We start from the raw sequence: 26,071 nt of genomic DNA on the forward strand, positions 1-26,071 counted from the left end.
CTGTTCATGACTGGTCTCCTGTGGGTCGGCGGGCTGATGGTGGTGACGGCGGTCCTGGCCGTGGCGTTGCGGAAGGCTCGTCAGCGGGAAGGACGGGAAGGCAACAACGAGGTCGCCGGACAGGTCTTCACCGTGGTCGGCGGGGTCAACGTGGTGATCGCCGCGTTCGTGCTCATCTCCTTGTTCGACGGCATGGACACGGCGAATGAGACGACGTACGACGAGGCGAACGCGCTCGTTGCGGTGCAGTGGGCGGGCAACTCGCTCCCCGAGCCGGCCAAGTCGAAGGTCCGGACACTGACTCGGTCCTACGCGACCGTGGTGTCGGATCGGGAATGGCCGGCGATGCGGTCAGGTCGGGAGGTCGGCAGCGAAGGCTGGACGCTGCTGGCCAACCTGAAGACGACAGTGGAGACCGCGAAGACGACGACCGAGCGGCAGGAGGACAGCCGGGTCGAGGCGGCGAACCAGATCTGGAACGTGTACCAGGCTCGCCAGCTCCGGCTGAACTCGAGCGGCAGCGGCGTCAGCGGGGTGGTCTGGTTCGCGATCCTGATCGGCAGTGTGATGTCGGTGGCGCTGATGTTCATGTTCGGCGGGCCGAGCCTGTACTCGTACGCCTTCATCGTGTCGATGCTGGCCGGCGCGATCGGCCTGCTCCTGTTCGCGATCTACCAACTGCAGAACCCGTTCAGCGGCGGCGCCGACGTCGGCCCGGACGCCTTCGTATCGGCCCTCGCCCGGCTGAGCGACAGTGGCTGACGTACGGCGAGCGGTGGCGGCCTTCGTCCTCACCTGCGCTGCCGTCGTGTTCGTACCCGGTGAGGCGGCGGCAGCGGTGGAGTGCTCGATCCTCGACTTCCAATCGGCGCGATACTCGTCGCTGTCCCGCCTGGTCCGGGTCGATCTTCCCTCTGGTTCGACGACCGACCTGGGCCAACTGGGCTACCAGATCCAGGCAGCCGGGTACTCGAAGGAGCAGGACCTCGTCTACGGGATCGCCGGCGGTTCGTTGCTCCGTCGCCCGCGACTCGTCACGATCAACCGCCACGGGACGGCCAAGGATCTTGGTCCGATCCGGCACGGAGTCGGTGGCGTGGCGGTTCCAACGGCCGGCGCAGTCGCCGGGTCGCGGTTGTATCTGCGGGACCTGCATCGGCTCTACACGATCGACATCGATCCGCGGAGTCCGTCGTACAAGAGTGTCGTGCGGGTGGTGCGGCTGTCGCCGGTGTACCTGGCGGTGGAGGTGGACGACTTCGCGGCGGATCCCGCGACCGGGTTGCTGTATGGGCTCTCCACCTTTGGGCACACGGCAAGGGTGGTCAGCCTGAATCCGGTCAGCGGGGCGGTGCGCGTGGTCGCCGCGGTCCCGGGAGCGCCTTGGCAGGACTCGTACAGCTCCGTCGTGATCGGGTCGCGGGAGTTGTATGCCGTCCATACCGGGTACGGACGGCGGAGCCGGCTGTTCCGGATCGGCTTCGACGGCTCTGCGCGAGAGCTGTCGTCCTGGAAGCCGTTGGCGAGTAGCGATGCGGCCGGGTGTCTCAGCCGGGCCGCTCAGCCTCCGCCGCCGCCACCCACCCCGACACCAACTCCCACACCGACGCCGACTGTGCGACCGCCGACTGCGAGCCCGACGGTGACGCCACGACCGACGCCTCGACCGCCCCGGATGTCAGCGCCCGTGCCGACGCAGACGGCCGTGGTGCCTCCCCCGCCTCGGCCCAGCTCACCGCGACCGACCCCGACCCCGACTCCGCCACCACGTGATGGCACCCCGGCGACGCCCCGACCGCCGCGGACAGTCCCGCCGAGTGCGCCGGCCGAGTTCGACATCGCGCCGCAGGTGGCCGCCGTGCCCGCGCCGGAGGATCGGGACGTGCAGGTCCTGCGGCGGTGGTCGCTGGCGACGTTGCTGATGGTCCTGTTCGGTGGCGCCGCCGCGGCGGCTCAGCGACGGATGCGGCGCCGGTGAGAGCGGCAGAACGGTCGGCCTCGTCCGGCCCTTCCCCACTGATCGGGCGAGAGCGCGAACTCCGGCTGCTGGACGCCGCCTTGAGCCGATCGCCCGGCGTGATCCTGGTGACCGGTGAAGCCGGTGTCGGCAAGACCCGGCTCCTGGCGGAGGTGTCGGCTCGACGCTCGACGCGCTGGCTCGTCGGGCAGTGCCGGCCGCAGGACTCGAGCCCGGTGGCGGAGGCTCTCGGCATCAGCTCGGACAGCAACCAGGATGTGTTGACCGCGTTGTCGACGGCCGGGCCCGTCGTACTGCTGATCGAGGACCTGCACTGGGCGGCTCCGGAAACCCTTGATTTGCTGAGGTTTCTGACGAGCCGCATACCTCCGAAGGTGCAGATCGTGCTGACCAGCCGAGGCGACCTCGTCTCGCTCGCCGGTACGGGTCCGTCGCGGACGACCGAAATACGAGTGGAGCCGCTCGACGCGCACGCCGTACGGGATCTGGCCGCTCAGTTGCTCGGCCTGGATCTCGTGCCGTCAGCCGTGACCGACGAACTCCTCCGGCACAGCGGTGGACTCCCGTTCGCGGTGGAGGAGTTTCTGCGCGACATCCCGGTGCGGCAAGGTGCGCTGGTCGAGGAGCAGGTACGGCGTGCGCTCGCCGAGACTCGACCGCCGGTCGCCTTACGGGCGTCGATGGCGCAGACGATGCAGGACGCATCGGTGGGCTGCCGGCGTGTTGTGTGTGCCGCTGCGGTGCTGACCACGGCCGCGTCGGAGGCGCTGCTCGGCGCGGTCTCCGAGGTCACCGCGGCGACGTTGACCACTGCGATCGACGACGCTCTCGCTACCGGGCTGCTGCACGAACCACGGCCAGGCTTGTACGACGTCAAGCACACGCTCGCACGGCGGGCGATCGTGGCGATGATCCCGCCGAACGAGCTCCGGCGGTTGCACCGGCAGGCTGCGGCCGCACTTACGTCTATCGATCCACCACCGCACGCGCGGGTCGCGGAGCACGCCCGGCTGGGCGGGAAGATCAGAACCTGGCTGACTCATGCCGAACTGGCGGCGGACCGTTCGGGTGCCGATGTCGAGAGCGCGGCCGAGCAGTTCACCGCGATGCTGGAAGTCGAGGCGTTGCCGTGGGCGGATCGGGCCCGGCTCGCGACCAAGCTCGGACGGATCGCCATGGGTGGACCCTGGGCCGAGGCGATCACCACTCTGCAGTCGGTCCTCGCGGAGTCTGGAGTCCGGAGTATGGCGCGTGGGCGGCTCCGGCTCGCTCTCGGTCTGCTGCTGCATGATCGGGCTGGCGAGGTGCAGGCTGGGCGCCGCGAGTTGGCCGCTGCCGCCGAGGAGTTGGGTCAAGATCCGGAGTCGGCGGCGTGGGCGCTGTCTGCACTGGCCGTCCCGTCGTACGGCACCGAGCCGATGTTCGAGCATCGGGCCTGGATGCAGCGGGCGTTGTCCCTCATCGGCGACACCCCGGATACCGATGCGCAGCTCGCCGTACGGACGAATCAGGCACGTTTCCGGCTCGCGCTCGGTGAGGTCGACGAGGCCGCGGGCGCCGACGTCGCGGCAGCGCTGGCCTGGCTCGGCAAGGTCCGGCGGAGTTCGGCACTCCTCGACCGGGCTGCCGAGAACGACGACCCCTACACGCTGGCGGTCATCGCGGCCACCCGTCTACGACTTGCCTTCGCCGAAGGTGACTGGACGCTGCTCCGGGAGCGCCTGGCCCGAGTCGCCGGCACAGATCTGCCGCTGGTCCGGGCCGAGATCATGCTCATCGACGGAAGACTGCGACTGGCCCGCGGTGATGTCGCTGCTGGCAAAGACTTGCTCCAGGAGGTGATCGCCCGCACCGAGTTCGGACCGCTTCCCGTCCACGCCGCCGCCGTCGCGGCCTGCCCCGGCGCCGACCTCGAGCAGTGTCTGTCTGTCGTACGACGTAAGTCCGCCTGGGCGACCGCGGGCGACCTGGCCCTGGTCGCCTGCCGCTCGTTGCTCCGTGACGGCCGCTTCGACGATGCACGTCGACTGGCAGGCGAGTTCTCCGGAGCCCACACAGCCACCTTGGTCGACGGCCTCGTCAACCAATCCCCCGACCTGTGCAAACAGGCGGCCGCGCAGTACCAGGCTCTGAGCTGGCACTACTACGAGCGCCTGGCACTCGAGGAACACGGGCTCGTGCTCCTTGCCCAAGGCAACCCACAACCGCTGACCGAGGTCGCAGCCGCCTACGAGTCCATGGGAGCCCGCGGCGACGCCCGCCGCTGCCGCGAGGCCTTACAGACGGCCGGCCTCCCCGTCACCCGCAAACGCGGCCGCCGTTCCTACGGCAACACCCTCTCCCCACGCGAACTCCAGGTCGCCCAACTCGCCGCCCAGGGCCACACCAACGCCCAGATCGCATCCACCCTCGCCCTCTCGGTCAGCACCGTCGAAGACCACATCACCAGCACCCTCCGCAAACTCAACGTCCCCTCCCGCCACCACCTCGCCAACCGGCTAGGGTGACCGCGGCATCGAGCGGTCCTGAAGTTTGTGGTCATCGGAGCGATGAGTTCTGTCGGTGGGGTCGGTCTATACAGGTGTGATGGACCTCGAGGCGGAGTTCGCGCAACACCGGGCAGAGCTGGTCGCGCACTGTTACCGGATGCTCGGTTCGCTGCACGACGCCGAGGACGCCGTACAGGAGACGTACCTGCGCGCCTGGCGCGGGCAGACGGACTTCGAGCAGCGCTCGTCGGTGAAGACCTGGCTCTACCGGATCGCGACCAATGTGTGCCTCAACTCGCTGCAGCACAGCAGTCGTCGCGTCGTACCGTCCGCGCTCGGCGCTCCCGGCCATGACCCGGACGAGCTACAGCCTGAAGCGTTCGAGGTGACGTGGCTGGAGCCCTTCCCCGACCTGATGCTCAACGCCGACCCGGCCGCCGTGGTGGGAAACCGGCAGAGCCTCCGACTGGCGATGGTCGCTGCGCTGCAACACCTCCCGCCCCGGCAACGCGCCGTACTCATCCTGCGCGAGGTGCTGGCGTGGTCGGCGGCTGAGGTCGCCGTCGTACTCGACACCACCACTGCCGGGGTCAACAGTGCGCTGCAGCGTGCCCGGGCCGAGCTGGCCAGGCTTCACCCGGTCGAGGAGGACCTGAGCGAGCCGGACGAGCCTGTACGGCGTGCGCTGCTCGATCAGTTCGCCGCCGCTTTCGAGAGCAAGGACCTGGTGGCGCTCGAAGGTCTGCTGACCGCGGACACCCGATGGGAGATGCCGCCGATCCCGACCTGGTTCAGCGGGCGGAGCGACGTACTGCGTCTGCTCGACGCGAAGCTCGATCCCGGCCGCGGCTTCCTGTTCGCGACCTCCGCGAACGGACAGCCCGCGTTCGCGCTCTACAACCGCGGTGGTGACGGGCTGTACCACGCGCACTCGATCAAGGTCCTGACCCTGACGACCTCCGGAATCGCCGCAGTGATGGCGTTCCACCACCCTGCACTCTTCCCGGCGTTCGGCTTGCCGCTCAGCCGGCCATCGAAGGAGACACCATGACACTCGCAAGCACCCTCCGAGCCCTGCACGTCCCCGGCACCCCCGTTGTGTTGCCCAACGCCTGGGACGCGGCCTCGGCCCGGATGGTCGAAGAAGCAGGCTTCGCGGCCGTCGCAACGAGCAGCTTCGCGACCGCGACGATCCTCGGGTACGACGACGGCGAAGCGGCACCGGTCGACGATGTACTCGCCGCGGCCGCCCGGATCGCGCGAGCGGTCTCCGTACCGGTGACGATCGACTTCGAGCGGGGCTACCGGCTCGCGCCGACCGAACTCGTCGAGCGATTCGCAGCCACCGGCGCCGTCGGCCTGAACCTCGAGGACTCCGACCCCGCCACCGGCGCGATGATCGACCCCAACGAGCAGGCAGACTTCCTGGCCGCGATCCGGGCCGCCGACCCGGACCTGGTGATCAACGCCCGCATCGACACCTTCATCCGCCGCGCCGGCTCACCCGAGGAACAACTCGAGTCCGCGATCGACCGCGCCACCCGCTACCTCACCGCCGGCGCCGACTGCGTCTACCCCATCGCCACCGACGACCCCGAAACCCTCCGCACCCTGACCAAGGAAATCCCCGGCCCGGTCAACGTCAGCTACGGCATCGGCAAGAACACCCTCACCGACCTCGCCACCCTGGGCACCGCCCGCATCACCTTCGGCCCCATGCTCCAGCGCCACCTCTACACCCACCTCGCCACCACTCTCCTCCCGACCCTCGCATCAGGCCACAACCCCTTCACCCATTGAGGTTCCTACCAGTCGAGCGACGTCGTCAGCGCGGTCATGTCCGCGGCGAAGACGGTTGCCGGCACCGGCGTGAGGTTGGTCAGATGGCCGTAGATCTCCAGCGTCACCAGGCCGTGGATACGGGACCAGAGGCGAATCGCGAGGGAGAGGGCTTCCGGGGGAAGGCCGGGGTGGTCGCGTTGTACCTCGCCGGCGAGGGCCGGGTCGAAGTCGGCCCAGGTGACTGTGCCTGACGGCTCGGTGGCGGCGGCGGCCTGCCAGCCCATGGCGACGATGTTCGTCAGCAGCGCGCAGGCACGGTGGGCCGCCTCCCGGGCGGGACCGTCGGCCGGCATCTGATAGCCGGGGATCGGGTCGCCGTAGATCAGCTGGAACTCGGCTGTGTTCGCGACGGCCCAGTCCCGGTACGCGGCGGCGATCGCCCGCAACTGCGCGCCCGGATCGTCGGCCGGAGCCGACGACCAGGCCGCCAGTTCGGCATCGGCGAGCGCATTGTGGATGTCGATCATCAGCGCGGTGATCAGCGCGTCGCGGGTCTCGAAGTAGCTGTAGATCGCCCCGGCGGTCATCCCCATGTCCCGGGCGATCGCCCGCAGCGAGATCCCGGCCGGACCGTTCTCGGTCAGCGCCCGGACCGCGATCGCCTTGATCTCGGCCGCCGTCTCCGCCCGCAACCGAGCCCGTCTGCTGGTCGTCGCCTCGCTCACAGTTGACACTCTACACCGATCATGTTTTAAGCTGCGTGCAATTTCTACACACCGTTCAATGTTTGCGCGGCGTGTAGCCAAAGCTCACAGCTGAGGAATGATCGTGCGAAAATCTCCCGCGCTCCAGCTGGCCGTGCTCGCGCTCGGCCAGTTCCTGGTCGCTCTCGACTACAACATCGTCTACGTCGCGTTGCCGGACATCGGCCACGCGCTCGAGTTCAGTCCGCAGAACCTGCAGTGGGTGGTCACGGCGTACGCCGTCGGCTTCGGTGGGTTCCTGCTCTTCGGCGGCCGGGCGGCCGACCTGCTCGGCGCCCGCCGCATGTTCGCGCTCGGCCTGACCCTGTTCAGCCTCGCCTCGCTCGGCGCCGGACTCGCCCCGAACGAAGGGGTCCTGATCGCCAGCCGGGCCGCCCAGGGTCTCGGCGGGGCGTTGCTCAGCCCGGCCTCGCTGGCCCTGATCAGCACGACGTTCGACGAAGGGGCCGCCCGCAACAAAGCCCTGGCCGTCTGGGGCAGTGCGGGCAGTGGCGGTCTCGCCGCCGGCGCCCTCCTCGGTGGAGTCCTCACCGACGCGTGGGGCTGGCGCTGGGTCTTCTATGTCATGGTCCCGATCGGCCTGGCCGTCGCCACCGCCACACTTCGGGTGGTTCCCGCCGGACGACGTACGCCGCGAACAGGCGGGTTCGACGTACTCGGTGCGATCGTGGTCACCGCCGGCTCGTCACTTGTCGTCCTGGGGCTGGTCAACGGCCCGGAAGCGGGTTGGATCTCGATCCCTGGCGGTGGGTCGCTGGTGGCCGGCGCAGTACTGCTGGGACTCTTCGGGTTCATCGAGCAGCGGACCGCGAGCCCGCTCGTTCCGCCGCGGCTCTGGCGGTCGCGGAGTCTGGTGGTCGCGATGCTGGTGATCCTCTTCTTCCAAACCTCGCTCGGTGGTGCGTACTACATCTTCACCACCTACCTGCAGACCGTCATCGGCTACAGCCCACTCGCCGCGGGCCTGGCCTTCCTCCCACTGACCGTGATCTCCGCGACTGCATCGCTCCGCGGTACGGCGCCACTCATCGCGCGCTGGGGAATCCCCCGCACACTGCTGGTCGGGATGACCGTCAACGGCGCCGGCCTGGCCGTCCTCGCGGCCGGCATGCTCACCGACGGCTCCATCTGGACCGTCCTGCCCGGCCTGATCGTGTGGGGCGTCGGCGGCGGACTCACCTTCCCGGCGATGTTCGCCGCGGCCGCGAGCGGTGTGGCCGCCGGCGAACAAGGCACGGCCTCGGCGATGGCCACCACCGCCCAGCAGATCGGCGGCGCCCTCGGTCTCGCCGTCCTCGTCGCGATCGCCGCATCGGCGACCACCGTGGCCGACGGCCTGCGCGCGGCGCTGTGGACCGCGGCAGCCGTCAGCATCGTCGGTGGTGTGCTGGCCCTCCTGACCAGAATCCGGGCCGGGCGATCGCAACGCTCAGACCAGCTGACGACTACTGCATGAGGTCTGGGACCTCCTCGGCGAGGATGCGGCCGCGGTCGGCAGTCGTGGTTGTTCGGGCCGCGGCTGCTGGTGCGGCGGGGTCGGCGGGGCGGCGGTGGTGCCAGTCGGTGGTGGCTTGGTAGGCCGCGGCGACCGCGAGGAGGCGGTCTTCGCCGAAGGGTTTGCCACCCAGGATCGTTCCGATCGGAAGGCCCTGGGTGGTGAAGCCGATCGGCAGCGCGAGTTCGGGGAGACCGAGTGCGTCGAACGGCGTCGGAGAGGTCTGTACGACGACATCGCACTGCTCGAAGAGGTCGTCGAGGACTCGCTGGAGCAGCAGCATCTTGGCCCGTTGACCGATCAGGAACTCGTTCGCCCCGAGGAGTGCCCCCTGCAGCCAGCCGGTCACCGACACACCGAAGCCGCGCAGATCGGACCGCAACATCGGCAGGAACGGTTCGCTGCGCTCGGGCAGCCGCACGTTGTTGAAGGCCGCGCTGGTCAGCACGTCCCACTCGTCCGGCATCGTCACGTCGACCACCGACAGACCCTCGATCCCGGCCATTACGTCGAGCGCTGTCTTGCGGGCCACCGCGGTCTCCGAGGTCCCGCTGGTGAAGCCCGGGATGACGCCGATCCGGGTGCGCCAGCGCGCCCGGACCCGGCGGCCCTGGACCACGGGCGTCGCCGCGGTCACCAGGTCCGGGACCGGCGGAAGCCCTTGCGTCCTTGGGTCTTCCGGGTCCTCCCCCGCCATCGCGGTCAGCATGATCGCGGCGTCCATCGCGTCCCGCGCCAGCGGCCCCGGGTGATCGCGGGTGTAGCTCAACGGCACGATGCCGTACAGCGAGACCCGGCCCATGGTCGGCTTCAGTCCGGTCAGGTTCTGCGCGTTCGAGGGCGCCGTGATCGAACCACCGGTCTGCGTCCCCACACTCGAGGCCGCCATCCGGGCCGCCACCGCGGTCGCCGATCCGGACGACGAACCACCGGGATCGGTGGCCGGGTTGGCCGGCGTCCAGGCGTTCACCGTGGTGATCCGCCCGTCCGGCGTGGTTGCCCGGGTGGTTGCCAACGGCCCCATCTGCGTCTTGCCCAGGACGATGCCGCCGGCCGCGGTCAACCGTCGTACGGCGGTCGCATCGAACGGTGGCACGAAGTCCGCGAACAGGTACGAGTTCGCGGTCGTGGTCACACCCTTCGTGTAGTAGTTGTCCTTGATCGCCAGCGGGATCCCGTGCAGCGCCCCACCGCGGGACCGGCCGAGTGCCCGGGCCCGCGCGAGCGCCTCGTCCGCGAGCACCAGGTTGAACGCCTGATACGTCGCGTCGAAAGCAGTGATCCGCTCCAGGTACGCCTCGAGCAACTGCTCCGGCGTCAACCGGCCCTTCCGGATCAGCGTCGCGGCCTCGGCCACGGTCAGCTCGCTGACCTCAACCGTTCGAACCGGTACGTCGACCAACGTCGCCGTACCCGTTGTCGCTGGAGCCGCATGAGCGATCGACGGCAACGCGACCGAACCGACCGTCGTCGCGGCAGCCAGCGCACTCGCGCGATACAGGAACGACCGCCGGTCGACCTGACCGTCCAGCGGCGCGCTCATCGCGCCTCCCGGACGACGTCGATCGACGGGTACAACTGCGGCGGCGCGACCTGCTGACCGAGCGCGGCCTCACCACCTGCCGCGAACGAATAGGCGCTCAGCGGAAGGACCGTCGTACGCATGAACCCTCGGAGACTCGCGAGTACCGAATCCCGGCCCGGACTCCCCGTGTCCGGATCCGGAGCGGTCCCCGCAGGCAACTGATCGAGATCGATACCGATCGAGGCCAGACGCGCCCGGATCATCACATCCAGTTCGGCGTCCGTCGGCTGACTCAGACTCACAACACCCTCCCGGTCGTGGCGGCAACCCGTCAGCCCTTTTTATGTCACCCCCGCGCACCTGGCAGATTTCGCTGATGTCAACACAACGTTGCATCACTGTGAGTGAACCGCCGGACAACAGACGTGCGGAGTCCTTGTGCCGGCTCGGTGCGATCGGGTAGGAACGGTTAGGTAGTCCAAGCAACCATCGACAGAACGGGGAAAGACGATGGGTATGTTCGACGACATGAAGGACAAGGCGAGCGGCCTTGTCGACGAGCACGGTGACAAGGTGAGCGAGGGCCTGGACAAGGCCGGTGAGTTCGCCGACGAGAAGACCGGCGGCCAGTACGGCGAGAAGATCGACCAGGGCACCGACTTCGCCAAGGACCAGCTCGACAACCTCGACGGTCAGGACGACGACATCCAGTAGCCGACCCTCGAGCCGACGACGCCGAGCGGCCGCAGGCATCACGCCGGCGGCCGCTCGTTCGTTTTACGCCGGGACGTTCCACTTCTGCGGGTCGAGACCGTTGCAGTCGTAGATCTGCAGATCGGTCCCGTCCGCCGTCGCGCCACCGGGGCTGTCCAGGCAGCGTCCTGACTGAGGATTCAGCAACGATCCGTTCGGTTGCGGCTGCCAGATCTGGCCGCCGGCGGGTCCGCAGTCCCACAGCTGGACCTTGCTGAAGTTCGCCGTACCGTTGCCGACGATGTCCAGGCACTTGCCGAACGACTGGATCCTGCCGTCGGGCATCCGCGTCCACTGCTGTCCTGGTACGCCGCTACACGTCCACAACTGGACGAGATTGCCGTTGACCGCGGTGTTGGTGTCCACGTCGACGCACTTCCCGGCCGCTGCCGGTCCGGTGATCGCGCCGGTCGCTCCACCGATGACACCAGTGCCGAACCGCACCTGGCACTGGTTGCCGGTGCCGAGCCACGTCGCCGCAAGGTAGAGGAACGACGTACCGTTCGCGGACGGGATGATCGGCGAGCTGTACCCCGGGCAGCCAGGGGCACCAGGGCCGTAGCTGCCGGTGGGGTTGACGTTGACGGGCGCCTCGAGCTCGGTCCAGCTACCGCTGCCCAGCGACTTGTTCGCGAACACGACCGATCCCGACTCCGCCATCACCGCCTTGTTGCCTGTCGGTCCGGTGACGACGCGCTGCCCGGAGAGCAACAGCGTGCCGTTGGGTCCACCACCAGGCACCCAGGCGATGTACGGCGTATGGAGTAGATGGCGACCATCGCTCGTCTGGGCCAGCGTGCCGGGACTGTTGGTCGGTGCCCAGTTGAGACCGTCGGGACTGGTCTTGATGTATACCTCGCAGGCATGGTCCGCGTTGGTCGCGTCGCGGCACATCTCGTACGTCATCATGAACTGCCCGTTCGGCAGCGTGGTGATGATCGACATACCTGGCCGGGCCAGATTGTCGCTCGGGAACGCGACGTCCGGAGTGATGGTGCCGCTCCAGCTCACGCCGCCGTTGGTCGAGGTGTAGTGCCCGATGATCTGGTTGTTGGTCGGCGACCCGGCCGGCCGTTCGTCGGAGATGAAGCACGCCAGCGTGTTGTTCGGCGCGAGTAGGAACCACGGTTCCCAGATGCCGTGACCGATGGTGTTCGGCAACCCGCTCGTCTGCGTGCAGTTCGACAGGTACTGCCAGCTCGCGCCGTGGTCGGTGCTCTTGAATACCTCGATCTTCTGCGCGGTGAAGTTGCCCTCGTCCCACGCCGTACCGGCGGCGAGCAGGTCGCCCTGGTTCAGCCCGTTCGCGGTCCGCGGCACCTCGTAGATGACCGGCGCGCCGAGATCCCAGCCGGGTGTGTTGGAGCTGATCGTGCTGATCGGCGTCGCGCCGAAGCTGGCTCCGCCGTTGGTACTGCGGAAGATCGGGAACGTACTCGGGCCGGATTCGTTGCGGCGGGCAAACGTCGCCAGCACGGTCCCGCCGCCGCTCCCGTCGTGGTCGAGCCGGATCGCCCGCGGATAGCTGGCGTCGGCGTTCGGATAGGTGGACAGGTTGGGGCTGTAGAGCACCTGCCCCGGCGGCGCCGCGGTCGCGGGCAAGGCCACGAGACTCGCGGCGATGATGCCCACGGCAAGCAACAACCTACGGACGGACATGAAACCTCCTCTGATAGGCGGATCGAGCGAAGGTGTCCCCGTGAACTCAGGCGATGTCGACAAAACTCCTCGCGACGACAGCGCCATCCGGGTCGGTGACCCAGAGCTGGAGCCGGCCCAGTGTCGTCACCGCGATCTGGACCGGATCGGTGACGGCAAAAGGCTTGGCTTCGATCGGCGTGGATCCCGTTGCCCAGTGCAACGTGCCGATCAACGGACCGCGGCCGTGATGGGAGATGCGGACCGGCACAGTCGCAGCGCCGACCAGATCGCGGCCAGGCGCCTCCGGCGTGATGTCGATGACCAGCGTGGTCTCAGCGTGGACGTCGGACGGCCGCGTGCCACCGAGGTCTTTGGTACGCCGGTCGTACGTGTAGATGCCGACCGTCTCGTGCTCGATGTCGTACAGCTCGGTGTAGATGTAGCCCGCGTTCCGGGCGTGCCGGCGCAGCTCCTGCGTCTGCCAGCGCAGATGCCAGCCACGCTCCACGCTGGTCGACCCACCGCCGTACTCACCGTTGAGTTGGATCAGCTCCGAACCATCGAACCCAGGGGCCGCAATCGCCTTGTCCGCAACGAAGTCCGGGCCCAGCCGCACCGGGAAACTGCCGTCCGCAGTGTTCACCAGCCGGTCGACGACCGCGGCCCACGACGCCACGTCATCGTCGTAGTAGTGCCAGTCGACCAGATCGGTCTCGACGTGCGCCCAGCCCGAGTTGTCCACGACCGGCCGCGTCGGGTCCGCATCACGGACGATCCGATACGCACGTCGTACGGCGTCCTGTTTCGCCGGATCACCGGGGACGTCCCAGTCGAGTCCCCACTCCTCGTTGTACGCACCCCAGATCACGATGCTCGGATGGTTGCCGTCGCGCCCGACCATCCCGGCCGTCACCTCTTCGAAGGCGGCAACGGCCTCGTCGGTGAAGCGACCGGTCGACGGAGGCTCGGCCCAGACCAGCATGCCGAGCTGGTCGGCCCAGTACAGCCAGCGCGGATCCTCGAGCTTCAGGTGCTTCCGGACCAGGTTGAACCCGGCCTCGCGCGCCAGCACGATGTCCCGCTTCAGCGCGTCGTCGGTCGGTGCGGTGTGACCACCGGTCGGCCAGAAGCCCTGGTCCAGGACACCACGCACGTACGTCGGTACGCCGTTAAGCAACAGGTTGTTGCCCTGCCACTCGATCCGGCGCAGCCCGGTGTACCCACGGACCGTGTCCTCGCCGGCGGTGACCACGACGTCGTACAAGTGCGGATCCTCCGGGCTCCACAGCCGCGGCTCCGGGATCGACAGCGTGACCGGGCCGGACAGCTCGTCGTACTCGCGTACGACGACGCCCGGGATCTCGATCCGGATCGGCGAAGGGCCCGTCACGGCGACCTCGATGCCGTCGAGCTCGGGTGTCGGGCGGAGGGACAGGTGGGAGATGTACGACGCCGGACGCGGCTCGAGCCAGACGGTCTGCCAGATCCCGCTCGACGGGGTGAACGCGCAGCCGTCGTAGTCGTCGGCCGGCATACTCCGCTGCTTGCCGTGCGGGATGAACCGCTTGTCCACCGGCGCCTGCACGCGGACGACGAGCGTCCCGGTGCCATCGGAGTCGAGCAGGTCGGTGATGTCGGCCTCGAAGGGCAGGTAACCACCTTCATGCTCGGTCGCCAGCTGACCGTTGACCCACACGGTGGCGTGATGGTGCACGGCACCGAAGTGCAGGATCGTCCTTTGGCCGGCCCACTCCGCCGGACGCTCGATCCGCCGGCGGTACCAGGCGGTGGGCAGCCAATGCCTGGTCACGCCGGAGGCGGGGTGTTCCCACGGGAACGGGACGACGATGGTCGCCGGGCCGGCATCGCCCGTCGAACCGTCGCCGGACGGCCAACCGTCGGCCGCCTGCCAACTGGCGGTGCGTCCCTCGTCCTCCATATCGGGGGCGAAGTCCCACTCGCCGTTGAGGTTCAGCCACTTCGCCGAGCGGTCGAAGTGCGGACGAGGGTATTCGGGACGTGGTGTGTTCACGGTTGTTCTCTCCAGGTTCTTCCCCACCCCGAGCGGAGCGAGGGGGGTCTCTCAGCCCTTGAGGCTGCCGGCCATGACGCCCTTGATCAGGTGACGTTGCAGGACGATGAAGACGATCAGCACCGGGATCGCGGCAATGGTGCTGGCGGCAAGCAGTTGGCCCCAGACGCTGGTCCAGTCGGCGCCGAGCTGACCCGAGCGGATGTTCTGCGCCAGCGCCGACAGCATCACCTGCAGGGTCTGGTGCTGCTCGTCGTTCACCGCCACGACGGGCCAGACGAAGTCGTTGTAGATGTTGATGAAGGTCAGTACGCCGAGTGCCGCTAGGCCCGGCCGGATCACCGGCAGCACGATGCTCGCGAAGATCCGCAGCTCACCGGCACCGTCGACCCGGCCGGCGTCGAGCAGTTCGTCCGGGATGGACATGATCACCTGGCGCATCCAGAACACCCCGAAGGCATCGATCGCGCCGGGCAGGATGAGCGCCTGGAACGTGCTGACCCAGCCGAGCTGACTCATCTCCAGCAGCAGCGGGATGAGCAGCACGAGAGTCGGCAGCATCAGCGTGGTCAGCACGGTCCCGAACAGCAGCCGCTTACCGGGGAAGTCGTACTTCGCGAACGCGAACCCGGCCATCGGGCAGAAGACCATCGTCAGCGCGCCCTTGATCAAGACGACGATCGCGGTGTTCCGGAAGCCGGTCTCGATCGGGATCGTGTCCAGCATCGCCCGGAAGTTGTGCAACGTCAGCTGCCCCGGATCGAAGCTGAACGGCCGCGCGATGATGTCCCCACCGGGCTTGAGCGACGACACCATCATCCACAGCAGCGGCGCCAAGCTGACGACACCGGCAATGGTGAGCAGTCCGTAGCGCCCAACAACGCCGAGCTTCATCCGTCCTCCTTCGAACGCAGTAGCCGGATGGAGGCGAGGGACAGCGCCAGCACCATCACCACGAGCAGCATCGAGTTCGCCGCACCGAGTCCGAGATCGGAGTTGGTGATGTGCTTGTACAGATAGAGCCCGGCGGTCCGGGTGCCGTTGAAGGGTCCGCCACCCGTCACGACGTACGGTTCGGCGAACAACTGGAACACGGTCAGCGTCCCGATCACCACGACGAAGCTCAACGTCCGGGTGACCAGCGGAACCGTGATCGACCAGAACTGATGCCACGCGCCGGCGCCGTCGATCCGCGCGGCCTCGTAGACCTCCGAGGGGATTGTCGACAATCCTGCCATCAACAATATGACGGCGTACCCGGTCGTCCGCCACAGCACCAACAGCGCAACGGTCACCTTCGCCCACACCGAGGTTGTCAACCATCCGATCGCAGGCAATCCGAGTGAGGTCAGGCCGTGGTTGACCGCGCCGAAGTCCTTGTCGAACAAGATGATCCAGACCTGCGCCATCGCCACCAGCGGCGTCACGAACGGCGCGATCAGCGCGGCGCTGAACAGCCCGCGAAACCTTGCCTTGCGCAACGCGACCGCAATCGTCAACGCCAGCAGAACCTGCGCCGGTACGACGAGCAGCCACAGGGCACCCGACGTGGCCATCGACTGCCAGAAGTCCGGACTCGCCAGCAGGAACCGGTAGTTCGCGAACCCGATGAACTCCAGCACCCCGGCGCCGTGCCAGTTGGTGAAACTCAACTGGAGCGCGAAGAAGATCGGATAGGCGCTGAACGCCGCGAAGACGAGGACGAACGGTGCGACGAACAGGTACGGTGCGGCCTTGACCCGGCGGCGACGTCGTACCGGAGACGCCTCCCGCCGAGTCTGGGCCGCTTCGGTGACGGTCACCATCAACTGGGCCCCATCAGGTTCTTCTGGATCTGGGTCGCGGACGTCTTGAGCACCTCGTCCGGGCTCAGCTGCCCGGCGAGCAACTTCTGCACGTTGACCCCGAAGTAGTCGACGGCCTTGCCCCACCAGGTCGGGATCGTGTACCCGCCGGGGACCTGCTTACCGGCCTCGACCGCCACCTTCCACAAATCCTGGCCGCCGAGCGCGTCGATCGACTTGAACAGCGGAGTGTTCGGATCCAGCGCCGGCAGGTACGACGGGATCGACGTGTTCAGCCCACCCGGGTACACGTCGTTCGGCCCGTAGACCGCCGTGTATCCCTCCTTGCTGAAGACGAGATGCTCGTACAGCCGCCAGGCCAGCTCCGGGTTCTTCGACTTGGCCGGAATGACGAACGACGAACCGCCCATCACACCAGCCCGCGGACCACCCGCCTGCCAGGCGGGCAGCGCCATCGCCCGCCACTTGCCTTTGCTTGCCTTCAGCAACTGCTGCGGCGCGAACACGAACCACTGCGCCCACGGCACGAACACCTGGGTGCCGTTGTCCTGGGTCTGCAGATCGGTCGGCTGGGTGTACTTCGCCAGCGTCCCCAGCCCTTCGGAGCGGACCGTGTCCAGCCAGGTCAGCGTCTTGCGGTACGGATCGGAATCGATCGCGAGTTTGCCCTGGGCATCGACCATCGCGCCGCCCTGCTGGTTGGCGAACATGTCGATCCACAACTGAGCCAGGAACTGGTCGTTCTCCAGATGGATCGGCCGGGCCTTCGGGAACTTCTCCCGGACCGTCCTGGCCGCACCGAGCAGAGCGTCGTACGTCGTGAGACTTGCAGGGTCGACGCCGGCCTGGGTGACGATGTCCTCGCGGTAGAACAGCAGACCGGGGTCGAGGTCCCACGGGACCGCGACGACCTTGCTGTCGACGGTGACCACGCCCAGCTTGTACGGCGCGATGTCCGGCTTGTACTGCTCGATCAGCTGACTCAGGTCGTGCAGGTGCGGCGCGACACCGGTCAGCAGGGCGTCGTCGTAGAAGGCGCCGTCGGGGACACCGGCGCCGCTGATCAGCGTGGCCGGGAGTTTGGCGTTGATGTCGACGGCGACGTGGTTGACCTTCACCTGCGGGTACTTCGCGGTGAACGTCGCGATCGCCTTGTCGAACACCTTGTACAGGTCGCCGGTGCGGTCCCAGATGGTGATCTCACCGGACGGCGGCGTGGTCGCACTGGTGGTGGGCAGCGGGGTGCTGCCGGTGGTGTTGCCCGGTGCGCAGGCGCCGAGACCGCCGGCCACCAGGGCGGCACCAGCGCCCCGGAGCACGGTACGGCGGGAGACAGGGGCTGAAAAGGGATGGGCCATGTCGCGTCCTCATGACTTTTGCCGTGGCTTGCAACGTTGCAATCGATGCTGGGAACGCTAAGCTTGCAACGTTGCAAGTGTCAAGAGTTCGCCGACCGGGAAGAGGTACCCAGTGCCCGCCACACTGCGTGAAGTCGCCGAACGCGCCGGCGTCTCGGTCCGGACCGTGTCGAATGTCGTCAACGACTTCCCTCAGGTCGCGCCGGAGACGCGGGCCAAGGTGCAACGGGCGCTCGACGAGCTCGGGTACCAGCCGAACGCGGTCGCCCGCACGCTGCGACGCGGGCGGTCCGGCCTGATCGCCCTGGTCCTCCCAGAGCTCGACGTGCCGTACTTCGCCGAGCTGACCCGGGCCGTCATCGAGCAGGCCGCGGCCGCCGGCTACACGGTGGTGGTGGACCAGACCGACGGCGACCCGGTGCGCGAACGCGAACTGGTGATGCGCGGCAGTCGGGCGGCGATGTTCGACGGGCTGATCTTCAACCCACTCGCACTCGGCGACGCCGACCTGCGCGACCGACCGTCGTCCACTCCCGTGGTGCTGCTCGGCGAGCGCGTGGTCCAGGGCGGGCTCGACCACATCATGGTCGACAACGTCGGTGCGGCGGAGCTCGCCACCCGGCACCTGATCGAGCTCGGCCGGCAGCGGATCGCCGCGATCGGCGATCAGTCCGACGAGAGCCGCCGTACTGGCCGACTGCGAACCGAGGGCTATCAGAACGCCTTGCGCGCAGCCGGTCTGGAGATTGTCCCGGAGCTGATCCGCCCGACCGAGTTCTTCCACCGGGCCGACGGCGCTGCAGCGATGGCCGACCTGCTCGCCTTGCCCGAACCGCCGGACGCCGTGTTCTGCTACAACGACCTGCTTGCGCTGGGCGCCTTGCGCACAATCCTCAGCCGCGGCCTCCGCGTCCCCGAGGACATCGCCCTCGTCGGGTTCGACGACATCGAGGACGGCCGCTACAGCACCCCGAGTCTGACCACGATCCGCCCGGACAAGACGCAGATCGCGAAGCACGCCGTCCAGCTCCTGCTCAACCGCCTCGACGGCGACCAGTCCCCACCCGCCGAGCTCCCGGCCGACTACGACCTCGCGATCCGCGAGAGTACGACGGGAAAGCCGACGCACTGAGCGTCGAAACTATCGGAAATCCTCTCCGGTCTTCACAGCGGTGACCGAAGGCTATACCTTGCCGGAAACGCGAATGTTATGCGCGTAGATCGACGCAAATGTCGACCTGATCCCGATAGTTTCGCCCGCTTCGGAGGAATCATGACCGACTCACGCACCGGCCTTGCCCGCCGGACCCTGCTCAAAGCCGGCCTGGCCACAGCAGCCGCCGCCGTCGGCGCGGCGGGCTGCGACGGGAGCGGATCGGCCGGAGACGCCGGCGATCTGGCCGACGTGTCGAAGGGAGCCATGACCGACTTCAAGGCCGGTCAGCCGTTCACCGCCACCGAGGACCTCACCTTCACGACGTACTTCCCCGAGTGGCCGGAAGTGCCGTACCGCAAGGACTGGATGGTGTGGCAGGAGCTCACCAAGCGCACCCGGGTGAAACTGCAGGCGACCGTCGTACCGCTGAGCGACTACATCAGCAAGCGCAGCCTGCAGATCAGCGCCGGCGACGCACCGATGCTGATCCCGCTCACGTACGTCGGCGAAGAGAGCTCACTCACCTCGTCGGGTGCCATCCTGCCGGTGAGCGACTACGTGCACCTGATGCCCAACTTCCGGGCCCGGGTCGAGGAGTACGGGCTGCAGGCCGATCTCGACCGGATGCGGCAGGAGGACGGCCGCTACTACCTGCTGCCGGGGATGTTCCAGGATCGCAACCCGGACTTCACACTGACGATCAGGGCCGACAAGTTCGAGCAGGCGGGGATCGCCGTACCGCAGACCTGGGACGAGGTCCGGACGGCGCTGCGGGGACTGAAGGAGAAGTTCCCCGGTGTGCATCCGTTCTCGGACAACTACCAGGGCAACTCCACGCTGAACTTCGCGGCGGTGTCGTTCGGGACGCGGGCGGGCTGGGGATTCGGCAACGGCATGGTCTACGACCCGGCCGCGGACAAGTTCGTCTACGGCCCGTCGACGTCACAGCACAAGGACCTGGTCACGTACTTCAACAGCTTGATCGCCGAAGGCCTGATGGATCCGGAGTCCTACACGCAGGCGACCGAGCTGGCCGAGCGGAAGTTCGTCACCGGCAAGTCGCTGGTCACGAACGGGAACTCCGGCAATATCCCGCTCTGGCGGCGCCAAATGGATCAGTTGCTCGGCCCCGGCAAGTACAAGATCGCCAAGATCGTGCAGCCGGCCGGCCCCGCGGGTGCGTTGATGGGCGGCGGGCGGCTGTGGCACGGCTTCATGATCAGCGCCGCGGCCCGCAAGAATCCGAACTTCGTCGCCATGCTGCAGTTCATCGACTGGCTCTGCTACGACAAGTCCGCGAAGGAGTTCGTCAAGTGGGGCGTCGAGGGCGTCACCTACACGAAGGATGCCGCAGGCAAGCGAAAGCTTGCCGACGGCATCAGCTACCTGAGCCTCAACCCCGGCGCGAAGAAGGACCTGGAGCGCGACTACGGGTTCGCTCTGAACATCCTGCAGGACGGCCTGACGACCGATCTGGAACGCTCGATGCAATCGGACGAGGAAGTGGCGTTCCAGAAGGCCACTCTCACCACCCGCAAGCCGGTGCCCGAGAGTCCCCCCGCTCCACTCTCGGACGCCGAACGTGAACAGGTCACCCTGCTCACGACCCCACTCAAGGACACCGTCGACCGCCGTACCCTCGAGTTCATCCTCGGCCGCAAGCCCCTGACGGAATGGGATGCCTTCCAGCAGGAGCTCGAGGCCAAGGGGTCGAAACGCTATCTGGACCTCGTCAACACCGCCCGCCAGCGCTACAAGGACAAGCACGGCTGAGCGGGGCCTACGGCACTGGGTCAGCAGGCGCCGCGCTTGGCGTAGCCGATCCAGAATTCGCCGTTGGAGTTGACGTTGGCGTTGGTCCCCAGGTCGCCGAGGTTGTTGGCTCCCTCCAGGCGGGTGCCGGCGATCTGGACGTACGGGCGGGCAGGCGGGTTGCCCGGCCGACCGGCATGGAACGTCGCGCTGGCCCCGGCGGTGTAGGTGCCCGAGTGCCAGCAGGCGCGGCCGGTCGAGATCACCCGCAGGACGAGATCGCCGTTCGGCTGCATCCGAACGAGATAGTTGCCCTTGCAGATCGCCTCGCCCGAGTTCAACGAGCGCCGTTCGTTGAAGTTGGCACCGATACAGCCGGCCGCCTGCGGTGCGGCCGAGTCGTGCTTTTCGGCAGCAAATGCCGGCGCCGCCACGGTGGACAGCGCAACGATCGCGGCACTGGTCATTGCCGTCGTGAGAACACGCATGAGGATCCCCCGATCCGTTGGTTTGCAGGGCCGCCCCGATGGCCGCCCTGCCCTACTCCAACGACACTAGGAGGACCCGCTTTCAATCCCCTTTCACTCCGCGGACAGGCGCTCAGGCGAGGTCGTTGGTGAAGTCGGCCGTGTTCCAGTGGGTGGGCTTCATGACGTAGACGAGGTCGGTGTCCGCGGCACCGGCCTCCTCCCATTCCTTGGCGTAGGCCCGGCCGCCTTCGTCGCCGAGGTAGCGAACGGCCAGCGGGAGCAGATCCTTCTCGGTGTCGGGACGCCGTACCTCGGAGAGCGGGCCCTCGACGGTCACGTAGCGGTACGGGAGAGCTTCGGACTGGACGACGAGGACGAAACGCTGTGCGGCCTCGAGGGCCACGCCTTTGCGGGACTTCGCGTTCATCATGATCGTGACGCCGGCGCCGGGGCGGTAGTCGTACCACACGGGCGCGCTGACCGGTGCCCGGTCGGGCCGGTCCGACGCGACGCTGAGGACGCCGACCCGGACCTCGGACAGGAATGCTTCGCGCTCGGCGACGGTCATGCGGTCTGGCATAGGAGTTCCCTTCATCGGGTTCATTTCTAGGTCAGTGACCCATAATAGGTCACTGACCTAGCGGGGTAGACTGCCTGTCCATGGGCACTTCGCTGAGCAACCGCGGCCAGGTCCGGCGCGACGCGTTGCTGGCGACGGCGCGTGAGCTGCTGGTCGAGGAGGGGTTCGATCAGTTCGTCCTGCGCCGGGTCGCGGCCAAGGCGGAGATGAAGCTCGGGAACCTGCAGTACTACTTCGCCACCCGCGACGACCTGCTCGAAGCGGTGATCCGGGCCGAGTTCGACCGCGACCTCGAGGCCGTGCGGCTGGCGACGACGGTCGAGTCGGCGGAGGGCCTGAAGACGGCCGCTCGCGCCCTCGTCCGGAACTGGACGACCGGCGCGGGCAGCGTGTTCGGCACGATGTCCCTGCTCGCCTACCACCACGAACGATTCCGCGAGCTCAACCGCGAGATCTACGAGACCTTCTACCGCGAGCTGAGCGTCCTGCTCCGCCGGGTCTCCCCCGGGTTGCGAGAGGCGGAGATCGCCGCCCGGGCCCGGCTGATCACGTCCGTCCTGGATGGCGTCGCGATGCAGATCCACGCCGGCGCGACCGGCCGCCGCGAGCTGACCAACCGCGCTGCCGATCTCGTCGTGACCATCGCCAACGGGTGACAGCCACGGGTCAGGCTACGGATCGAGCACCCCACCCCGAGGTCGAGCCATGTAGCGTCGGCCCATGGATCTTCCCTTCTTGCGGCAGGCAGTCGAGTTGGCGCGGGTGAATGGCGCCGAGGGGCAGTTGCCGTTCGGTGCGGTGATCGCGAACGGTGGCGACGTCGTCGCGACCGGAGTAAACACGGCCCTGGCGGACAACGACCCCACGGCACATGGCGAGGTGGTCGCCGTACGGGCTGCCTGCCGGGAGCTCGGGACTATCAGCCTGGCCGGTACGACGCTCTACTCGAGCTGTGAGCCGTGTCCGATCTGCCACACGGTCGCGATCGCGGCCGAGGTCGACCGGATCGTCTACGCGGCCCCGAAGGAGTGGGTGCCGGATCTCGGTACGCCGTTCGCACCCGTGCTGATCGACATCCAGGCGGCCGCCCGCCGGCTCGATCCCGGCCGGATCGAGCAGATCTCGTTGCCCGAGGCCCGGGAGCCGTTCGCCGTCTTCTTGGAGGCCAAGCGGTGAAGTTCGGGCTGAACCTGCTCAACTACGGCCCGGGCACCACGCCGGAATCGTTGCTCGGCTGGGCACGGTTCGCCGAGGAGTCCGGGTTCGCGCTGGTGATGATCTCCGACCACATCGCCCTCGCTCCCGAGGTGCAGGCGTTGTACCCGGCCCCGTTCTACGACCCGTTCACCACGATCACCTGGCTCGCCGCGCACACCACGCGACTCGAACTCGGTACGTCGGTCACGGTCCTCCCCTACCGGCATCCGTTGCAGACCGCCCGCGTCGGCGCGAACCTCGCCCAGTTCAGCAGCGGCCGGTTCGTGCTCGGCGTCGGGTCGGGCTGGTCCGAGCAGGAGTACGCCGCCCTTGGCGTACCGTTCGAGCGCCGCGGCGCCATCACCGACGAGTACCTGGCCGCAATCGTCGATGCCTGGAGCAACGACATCGCCTCGTCTCCCGGACCGCATGCGCCGTACGACGAAATCCACACCGGACCACGGCCGGACCGATGCCCGCCGGTGTGGGTCGGCGGGGCAGGCCGGGCCGCGATCCGGCGGGCGATCCGGCACGGTGACGCCTGGCACCCGATCAACCCGCATCCACACTGGCTGCGATCCCGAGGCATGCCGATGCTCCAGGCCGCGGCAGCCGACGCGGGTGTCGCCGTACCGGCGCTTTGTCCACGGATCCGGGCGCATCCGACGACGCAGTTGGCCGACGACGACCGGGTACTCGGCGAGGGTTCGCTCGACCAGATCCGCGCGGACCTGGCCGGCCTCGCGGAGCTCGGCGCGGAGTACGTCGTACTGGACACCTACATCAGCCCGGACGTACGCCGTACCGCCGAAGAGGACTGGCGCATCCTCGAACAGGTCGCGGCCCTCAAGCCCTAGTTGGCGCCGTCGAGGTAGCCGATCTCTGGGTGCCAGCGTTGGCCGGCGTGCCGGTTGAGGGCGGCGACGAGGTCGGCGTGCTGCTGCTCGGTCAGTGGGCCGAGGACGCAGAGCGGGATGCTGCCGTCCTCGCGGACAGCGGTGGACTGGGAGTGGATCCAGCCGGCCGGGCGGAAGCGGCCCGTGTACGGCGCGTCGTTCGTGAGCCGGATGTGCAGACCGGATTCCCGGTTGAGCATCTTCGCCCGGATCTCCTCCAGCGTGACCATCTTGATGTGGTTCCAGCCGAACGTACGACGACCGGACGGCCCGGTCGACGCGGTCGCACCACGCGCATCGGCCGTCGTGATCCCTTCGGGGCCGATCCGGAGCGACCACGGCTCGGTCGCCTGCGGCCGGCGACCAGCTCTGGTGACCGCCAGGGCGAGGATCAGGGTGGCTGGAATGCCGATGATGGAGGCCGTTCTCCCGGGTGCGTCGGCGTACAGCAGGAAGCGGATCCAGCCGTCCAGTTGCCAGTCGACGCTCCCGTAGATCGACGGCATGACGTACGACAGGACGACGAAGAACGCAAAGAGCAGCCAGCAGAACCAGACCGCCACGGTCCACCACGGTGAGCGGCGGCCGGACCGCGCCTGGTCGCCCCACGCGATCTCGAACGAGCTGTCGTTCTGCGGCAACCGGACTGTCGGCGGCTGGAAGTCGGGGCCTTTGGCAACAACAGTCGGGGCGTTGGAGAGGTCCAGGACGTCGAGAGCCGCGCGCAGGCGGGCGATGCGGTCGTGGACCTCAGCTGCCTTCTGCGGACGTTGGTCCGGGTCGCGTTGCAAGAGTTCGTCGACCAACTGCACCACCGCCGGCGGGAGGTCGGAGCGGAGGGAGGACACCGACGGAGCCTGCTCGGTCATCTTGCGTTGGACGACCGCGAAGCCGTTGTTTCCGGTGAACGGTGGCTGGGCGGTGAGCAAGGTGAACAGCACACCACCCAACGCGTAGAGGTCGGAGCGCTCGTCACCGCGCTCGGTGCCGAATTGCTCGGGAGCGCCGTACTCCGGGGTGCCCGCGGTCGGGAGGTCGGCCGAACGCGCGACCGTGAAGGTGGTCTGCACGAACCCGGCGATGCCGAAGTCGACGACCTTCACCCGATCGTCCGCGGTGAGCATCACGTTGAGCGGCTTGATGTCGTAATGGATGACGTGCGCCTTGTGGGCGGCGACCAGCGCGGCACAGATCTCCTGTGCGATCTCCAGCGCGCGGCCGGGCGGCAGCGGGCCGTTCACACGGGTGTACGCGGCGAGCGTCGTACCCTCGACTCGCTCCATCACCAGGTAGAGGTGGTCCTTGTCGAGGCCGCGGTCGTGCAGGGCGACCACGTTCGGGTGGTTGATCTGCGCGGCGGCGACGGCCTCACGGTCGAAGCGCTGTGCGAGGTCGGGTGAGACTGCGTCGTCCAGGGCCAGGAACTTGACGGCCACGTCCCGGCGGAGCTCGCGGTCCCGGCAGGTCCAGACCTCACCCATACCACCCCGGCCGAGCCGCTCGACCAGTTCGTAACGTCCCGCGATCAACTCCCCACGATGCACACCTCAGGCTATCCGGTCTTCACCTGCCGAGGTTGCCGACGCACAATCGAAAGAGGGGGAAGGAGCCGTCATGTGGGAGCCGGATGGGTGGGATGCGCGGGTGCGGCTCGGGGTGCTGACGCCGCATGGAGATGTCGGGCCTGAGTCGGAACTGCAGGCGATGGCTCCGGACGGTGTTCGGGTGCATGCGACGCGGGTTCCGTTCGGCGGGATCAGGAGCGGCGGGGTGATGGATCCGACGATCCCGCTGGCACCGGTGAAGGCGTTCGTCGAGCCGCCATACATCGACGAGGCCGTGTCGCTGCTGGCGGCGGCGCCACTGGGTGCGATCGGGATCGGGTTCACGAGTTCGGCGTACGTCGTGGGGGCTTCCGGCGAGCAGAAGGTGCTTGATCGGCTCATGCAACACAGCGCGGGGATCCCGGTCGTGGCGACCTGCGCGTCGGCGGTGGCTGGGTTCCAGAGGATGAATGCGCAGAGGATCGCGGTCTTCGATCCGCCGTGGTTCGATGCCGAACTCAACCGCCTTGGCGCTGAGTACTTCCGGTCTCAGGGGCTCGATGTGGTCGCCCACGGGGCGTGTGGGCTGCCGAGCAACCAGCGGAGCATCAACCCGCCCGAGCTGCACGCCTGGATCATCAAACACACACCCGACGAGGCAGAAGCCGTCTTCATCGGCGGCAACGGCTTCCGCAGCGTCGGCATCATCTCCGCCCTGGAACAGGACCTCGGTCGGCCGGTCCTCACCGCCAACTCCGCCCTCCTGTGGGGTCTCCTGCAGGCGGCCGGCACGGCTGCAAGACCCACCAACTACGGTGAGCTCTTCACCCTCGTCTGAAGCCCTCGCAGCGAGC

General features: G+C 68.0%; 24 protein-coding genes. 13 read left to right on the top strand and 11 right to left on the bottom strand.

Annotated features, from left to right (window positions below; translation table 11 throughout):
- Positions 1 to 6: 6 nt before the first annotated feature.
- The 5 genes from V9K99_RS08090 to V9K99_RS08110 all read left to right on the top strand — a co-directional run bounded on the left by V9K99_RS08090 (position 7) and on the right by V9K99_RS08110 (position 6,267).
- Positions 7 to 762: a bestrophin-like domain gene (locus tag V9K99_RS08090; RefSeq protein WP_337323010.1), complete on the top strand. Its 756-nt coding sequence runs from the start codon at positions 7 to 9 to the stop codon at positions 760 to 762.
- On the top strand, positions 755 to 1,978 hold the full coding sequence (locus V9K99_RS08095; protein ID WP_337323009.1) for a DUF6923 family protein: 1,224 nt from the start codon (positions 755 to 757) through the stop codon (positions 1,976 to 1,978). The genes V9K99_RS08090 and V9K99_RS08095 overlap by 8 nt, the downstream gene beginning before the upstream one ends.
- Positions 1,975 to 4,485, top strand: a complete 2,511-nt coding sequence (locus V9K99_RS08100) for a LuxR C-terminal-related transcriptional regulator (RefSeq protein ID WP_337323008.1) — start codon at positions 1,975 to 1,977, stop codon at positions 4,483 to 4,485. The genes V9K99_RS08095 and V9K99_RS08100 overlap by 4 nt, the downstream gene beginning before the upstream one ends.
- A 79-nt stretch (positions 4,486 to 4,564) precedes the next feature.
- Complete coding sequence (locus V9K99_RS08105) at positions 4,565 to 5,518, top strand: sigma-70 family RNA polymerase sigma factor (RefSeq protein ID WP_337323007.1); 954 nt, start codon at positions 4,565 to 4,567, stop codon at positions 5,516 to 5,518.
- Positions 5,515 to 6,267: an isocitrate lyase/PEP mutase family protein gene (locus tag V9K99_RS08110; RefSeq protein ID WP_337323006.1), complete on the top strand. Its 753-nt coding sequence runs from the start codon at positions 5,515 to 5,517 to the stop codon at positions 6,265 to 6,267. Before V9K99_RS08105 ends, V9K99_RS08110 begins: the two co-directional genes overlap by 4 nt.
- A 5-nt stretch (positions 6,268 to 6,272) precedes the next feature.
- Here the strand turns inward: V9K99_RS08110 and V9K99_RS08115 are convergent, their stop codons facing one another.
- On the bottom strand, positions 6,273 to 6,974 hold the full coding sequence (locus V9K99_RS08115; protein ID WP_337323005.1) for a TetR/AcrR family transcriptional regulator: 702 nt from the start codon (positions 6,972 to 6,974) through the stop codon (positions 6,273 to 6,275).
- A 103-nt stretch (positions 6,975 to 7,077) separates the two neighbouring features.
- Here V9K99_RS08115 and V9K99_RS08120 point away from each other — a divergent pair, with 103 nt between their 5' ends.
- The gene (locus V9K99_RS08120; protein ID WP_337323004.1) at positions 7,078 to 8,469 is read left to right on the top strand and encodes an MFS transporter; all 1,392 of its coding nucleotides are present in this window, start codon (positions 7,078 to 7,080) and stop codon (positions 8,467 to 8,469) included.
- Here V9K99_RS08120 and V9K99_RS08125 read toward each other — a convergent pair.
- Entirely contained in the window at positions 8,459 to 10,051 is a 1,593-nt protein-coding gene (locus V9K99_RS08125; protein WP_337323003.1) for an amidase, read from the bottom strand. The genes V9K99_RS08120 and V9K99_RS08125 overlap by 11 nt on opposite strands.
- Positions 10,048 to 10,335: a hypothetical protein gene (locus tag V9K99_RS08130; protein WP_337323002.1), complete on the bottom strand. Its 288-nt coding sequence runs from the start codon at positions 10,333 to 10,335 to the stop codon at positions 10,048 to 10,050. Before V9K99_RS08130 ends, V9K99_RS08125 begins: the two co-directional genes overlap by 4 nt.
- Positions 10,336 to 10,543: 208 nt before the next feature.
- Here V9K99_RS08130 and V9K99_RS08135 point away from each other — a divergent pair, with 208 nt between their 5' ends.
- Positions 10,544 to 10,747, top strand: coding sequence for an antitoxin (locus V9K99_RS08135; RefSeq protein ID WP_337323001.1), 204 nt, complete (start codon positions 10,544 to 10,546; stop codon positions 10,745 to 10,747).
- A 63-nt stretch (positions 10,748 to 10,810) separates the two neighbouring features.
- Here V9K99_RS08135 and V9K99_RS08140 read toward each other — a convergent pair whose 3' ends face one another.
- Genes V9K99_RS08140 through V9K99_RS08160 form a run of 5 tightly spaced genes read right to left on the bottom strand, consistent with a single transcriptional unit; the run spans position 10,811 to position 17,622 of the window.
- Positions 10,811 to 12,445: a ricin-type beta-trefoil lectin domain protein gene (locus tag V9K99_RS08140; protein WP_337323000.1), complete on the bottom strand. Its 1,635-nt coding sequence runs from the start codon at positions 12,443 to 12,445 to the stop codon at positions 10,811 to 10,813.
- A gap of 46 nt (positions 12,446 to 12,491) precedes the next feature.
- Entirely contained in the window at positions 12,492 to 14,459 is a 1,968-nt protein-coding gene (locus tag V9K99_RS08145) for a glycoside hydrolase family 2 protein (protein WP_337322999.1), read from the bottom strand.
- 51 nt (positions 14,460 to 14,510) lie between these two features.
- Positions 14,511 to 15,353 carry a carbohydrate ABC transporter permease gene (locus tag V9K99_RS08150; protein WP_337322998.1) on the bottom strand — a complete coding sequence of 281 codons (843 nt, stop codon included), beginning with the start codon at positions 15,351 to 15,353 and terminating at the stop codon, positions 14,511 to 14,513.
- Positions 15,350 to 16,264: a carbohydrate ABC transporter permease gene (locus tag V9K99_RS08155; protein WP_337322997.1), complete on the bottom strand. Its 915-nt coding sequence runs from the start codon at positions 16,262 to 16,264 to the stop codon at positions 15,350 to 15,352. Before V9K99_RS08155 ends, V9K99_RS08150 begins: the two co-directional genes overlap by 4 nt.
- Entirely contained in the window at positions 16,264 to 17,622 is a 1,359-nt protein-coding gene (locus tag V9K99_RS08160; protein ID WP_337322996.1) for an ABC transporter substrate-binding protein, read from the bottom strand. Before V9K99_RS08160 ends, V9K99_RS08155 begins: the two co-directional genes overlap by 1 nt.
- A 112-nt stretch (positions 17,623 to 17,734) precedes the next feature.
- Here V9K99_RS08160 and V9K99_RS08165 point away from each other — a divergent pair, with 112 nt between their 5' ends.
- Complete coding sequence (locus tag V9K99_RS08165; protein WP_337322995.1) at positions 17,735 to 18,754, top strand: LacI family DNA-binding transcriptional regulator; 1,020 nt, start codon at positions 17,735 to 17,737, stop codon at positions 18,752 to 18,754.
- 141 nt (positions 18,755 to 18,895) lie between these two features.
- A complete protein-coding gene (locus V9K99_RS08170; RefSeq protein WP_337322994.1) occupies positions 18,896 to 20,551 on the top strand; it encodes an ABC transporter substrate-binding protein in 1,656 nt (551 codons plus the stop codon).
- Between the two features lie 20 nt (positions 20,552 to 20,571).
- Here the strand turns inward: V9K99_RS08170 and V9K99_RS08175 are convergent, their stop codons facing one another.
- Both V9K99_RS08175 and V9K99_RS08180 read right to left on the bottom strand, forming a co-directional pair.
- Positions 20,572 to 21,018, bottom strand: a complete 447-nt coding sequence (locus V9K99_RS08175) for a hypothetical protein (protein ID WP_337322993.1) — start codon at positions 21,016 to 21,018, stop codon at positions 20,572 to 20,574.
- 112 nt (positions 21,019 to 21,130) lie between these two features.
- Complete coding sequence (locus V9K99_RS08180; protein ID WP_337322992.1) at positions 21,131 to 21,580, bottom strand: pyridoxamine 5'-phosphate oxidase family protein; 450 nt, start codon at positions 21,578 to 21,580, stop codon at positions 21,131 to 21,133.
- 80 nt (positions 21,581 to 21,660) lie between these two features.
- Between V9K99_RS08180 and V9K99_RS08185 the strand changes: the two genes are divergently transcribed.
- The 3 genes from V9K99_RS08185 (at position 21,661) to V9K99_RS08195 (ending at position 23,634) form a co-directional block, all read left to right on the top strand.
- On the top strand, positions 21,661 to 22,236 hold the full coding sequence (locus V9K99_RS08185) for a TetR/AcrR family transcriptional regulator (RefSeq protein ID WP_337322991.1): 576 nt from the start codon (positions 21,661 to 21,663) through the stop codon (positions 22,234 to 22,236).
- 64 nt (positions 22,237 to 22,300) lie between these two features.
- Positions 22,301 to 22,756 carry a nucleoside deaminase gene (locus V9K99_RS08190; protein WP_337322990.1) on the top strand — a complete coding sequence of 152 codons (456 nt, stop codon included), beginning with the start codon at positions 22,301 to 22,303 and terminating at the stop codon, positions 22,754 to 22,756.
- Positions 22,753 to 23,634, top strand: a complete 882-nt coding sequence (locus V9K99_RS08195; RefSeq protein WP_337322989.1) for a TIGR03619 family F420-dependent LLM class oxidoreductase — start codon at positions 22,753 to 22,755, stop codon at positions 23,632 to 23,634. The genes V9K99_RS08190 and V9K99_RS08195 overlap by 4 nt, the downstream gene beginning before the upstream one ends.
- Here V9K99_RS08195 and V9K99_RS08200 read toward each other — a convergent pair.
- Entirely contained in the window at positions 23,631 to 25,202 is a 1,572-nt protein-coding gene (locus tag V9K99_RS08200; protein ID WP_337322988.1) for a serine/threonine-protein kinase, read from the bottom strand. The genes V9K99_RS08195 and V9K99_RS08200 overlap by 4 nt on opposite strands.
- An 85-nt stretch (positions 25,203 to 25,287) precedes the next feature.
- Between V9K99_RS08200 and V9K99_RS08205 the strand changes: the two genes are divergently transcribed.
- Positions 25,288 to 26,055, top strand: a complete 768-nt coding sequence (locus V9K99_RS08205; RefSeq protein WP_337322987.1) for a maleate cis-trans isomerase family protein — start codon at positions 25,288 to 25,290, stop codon at positions 26,053 to 26,055.
- Positions 26,056 to 26,071 lie beyond the last annotated feature (16 nt).

This window comes from Kribbella sp. CCNWLW201 (assembly GCF_037203805.1).
Taxonomy (GTDB): Bacteria; Actinomycetota; Actinomycetes; order Propionibacteriales; family Kribbellaceae; genus Kribbella.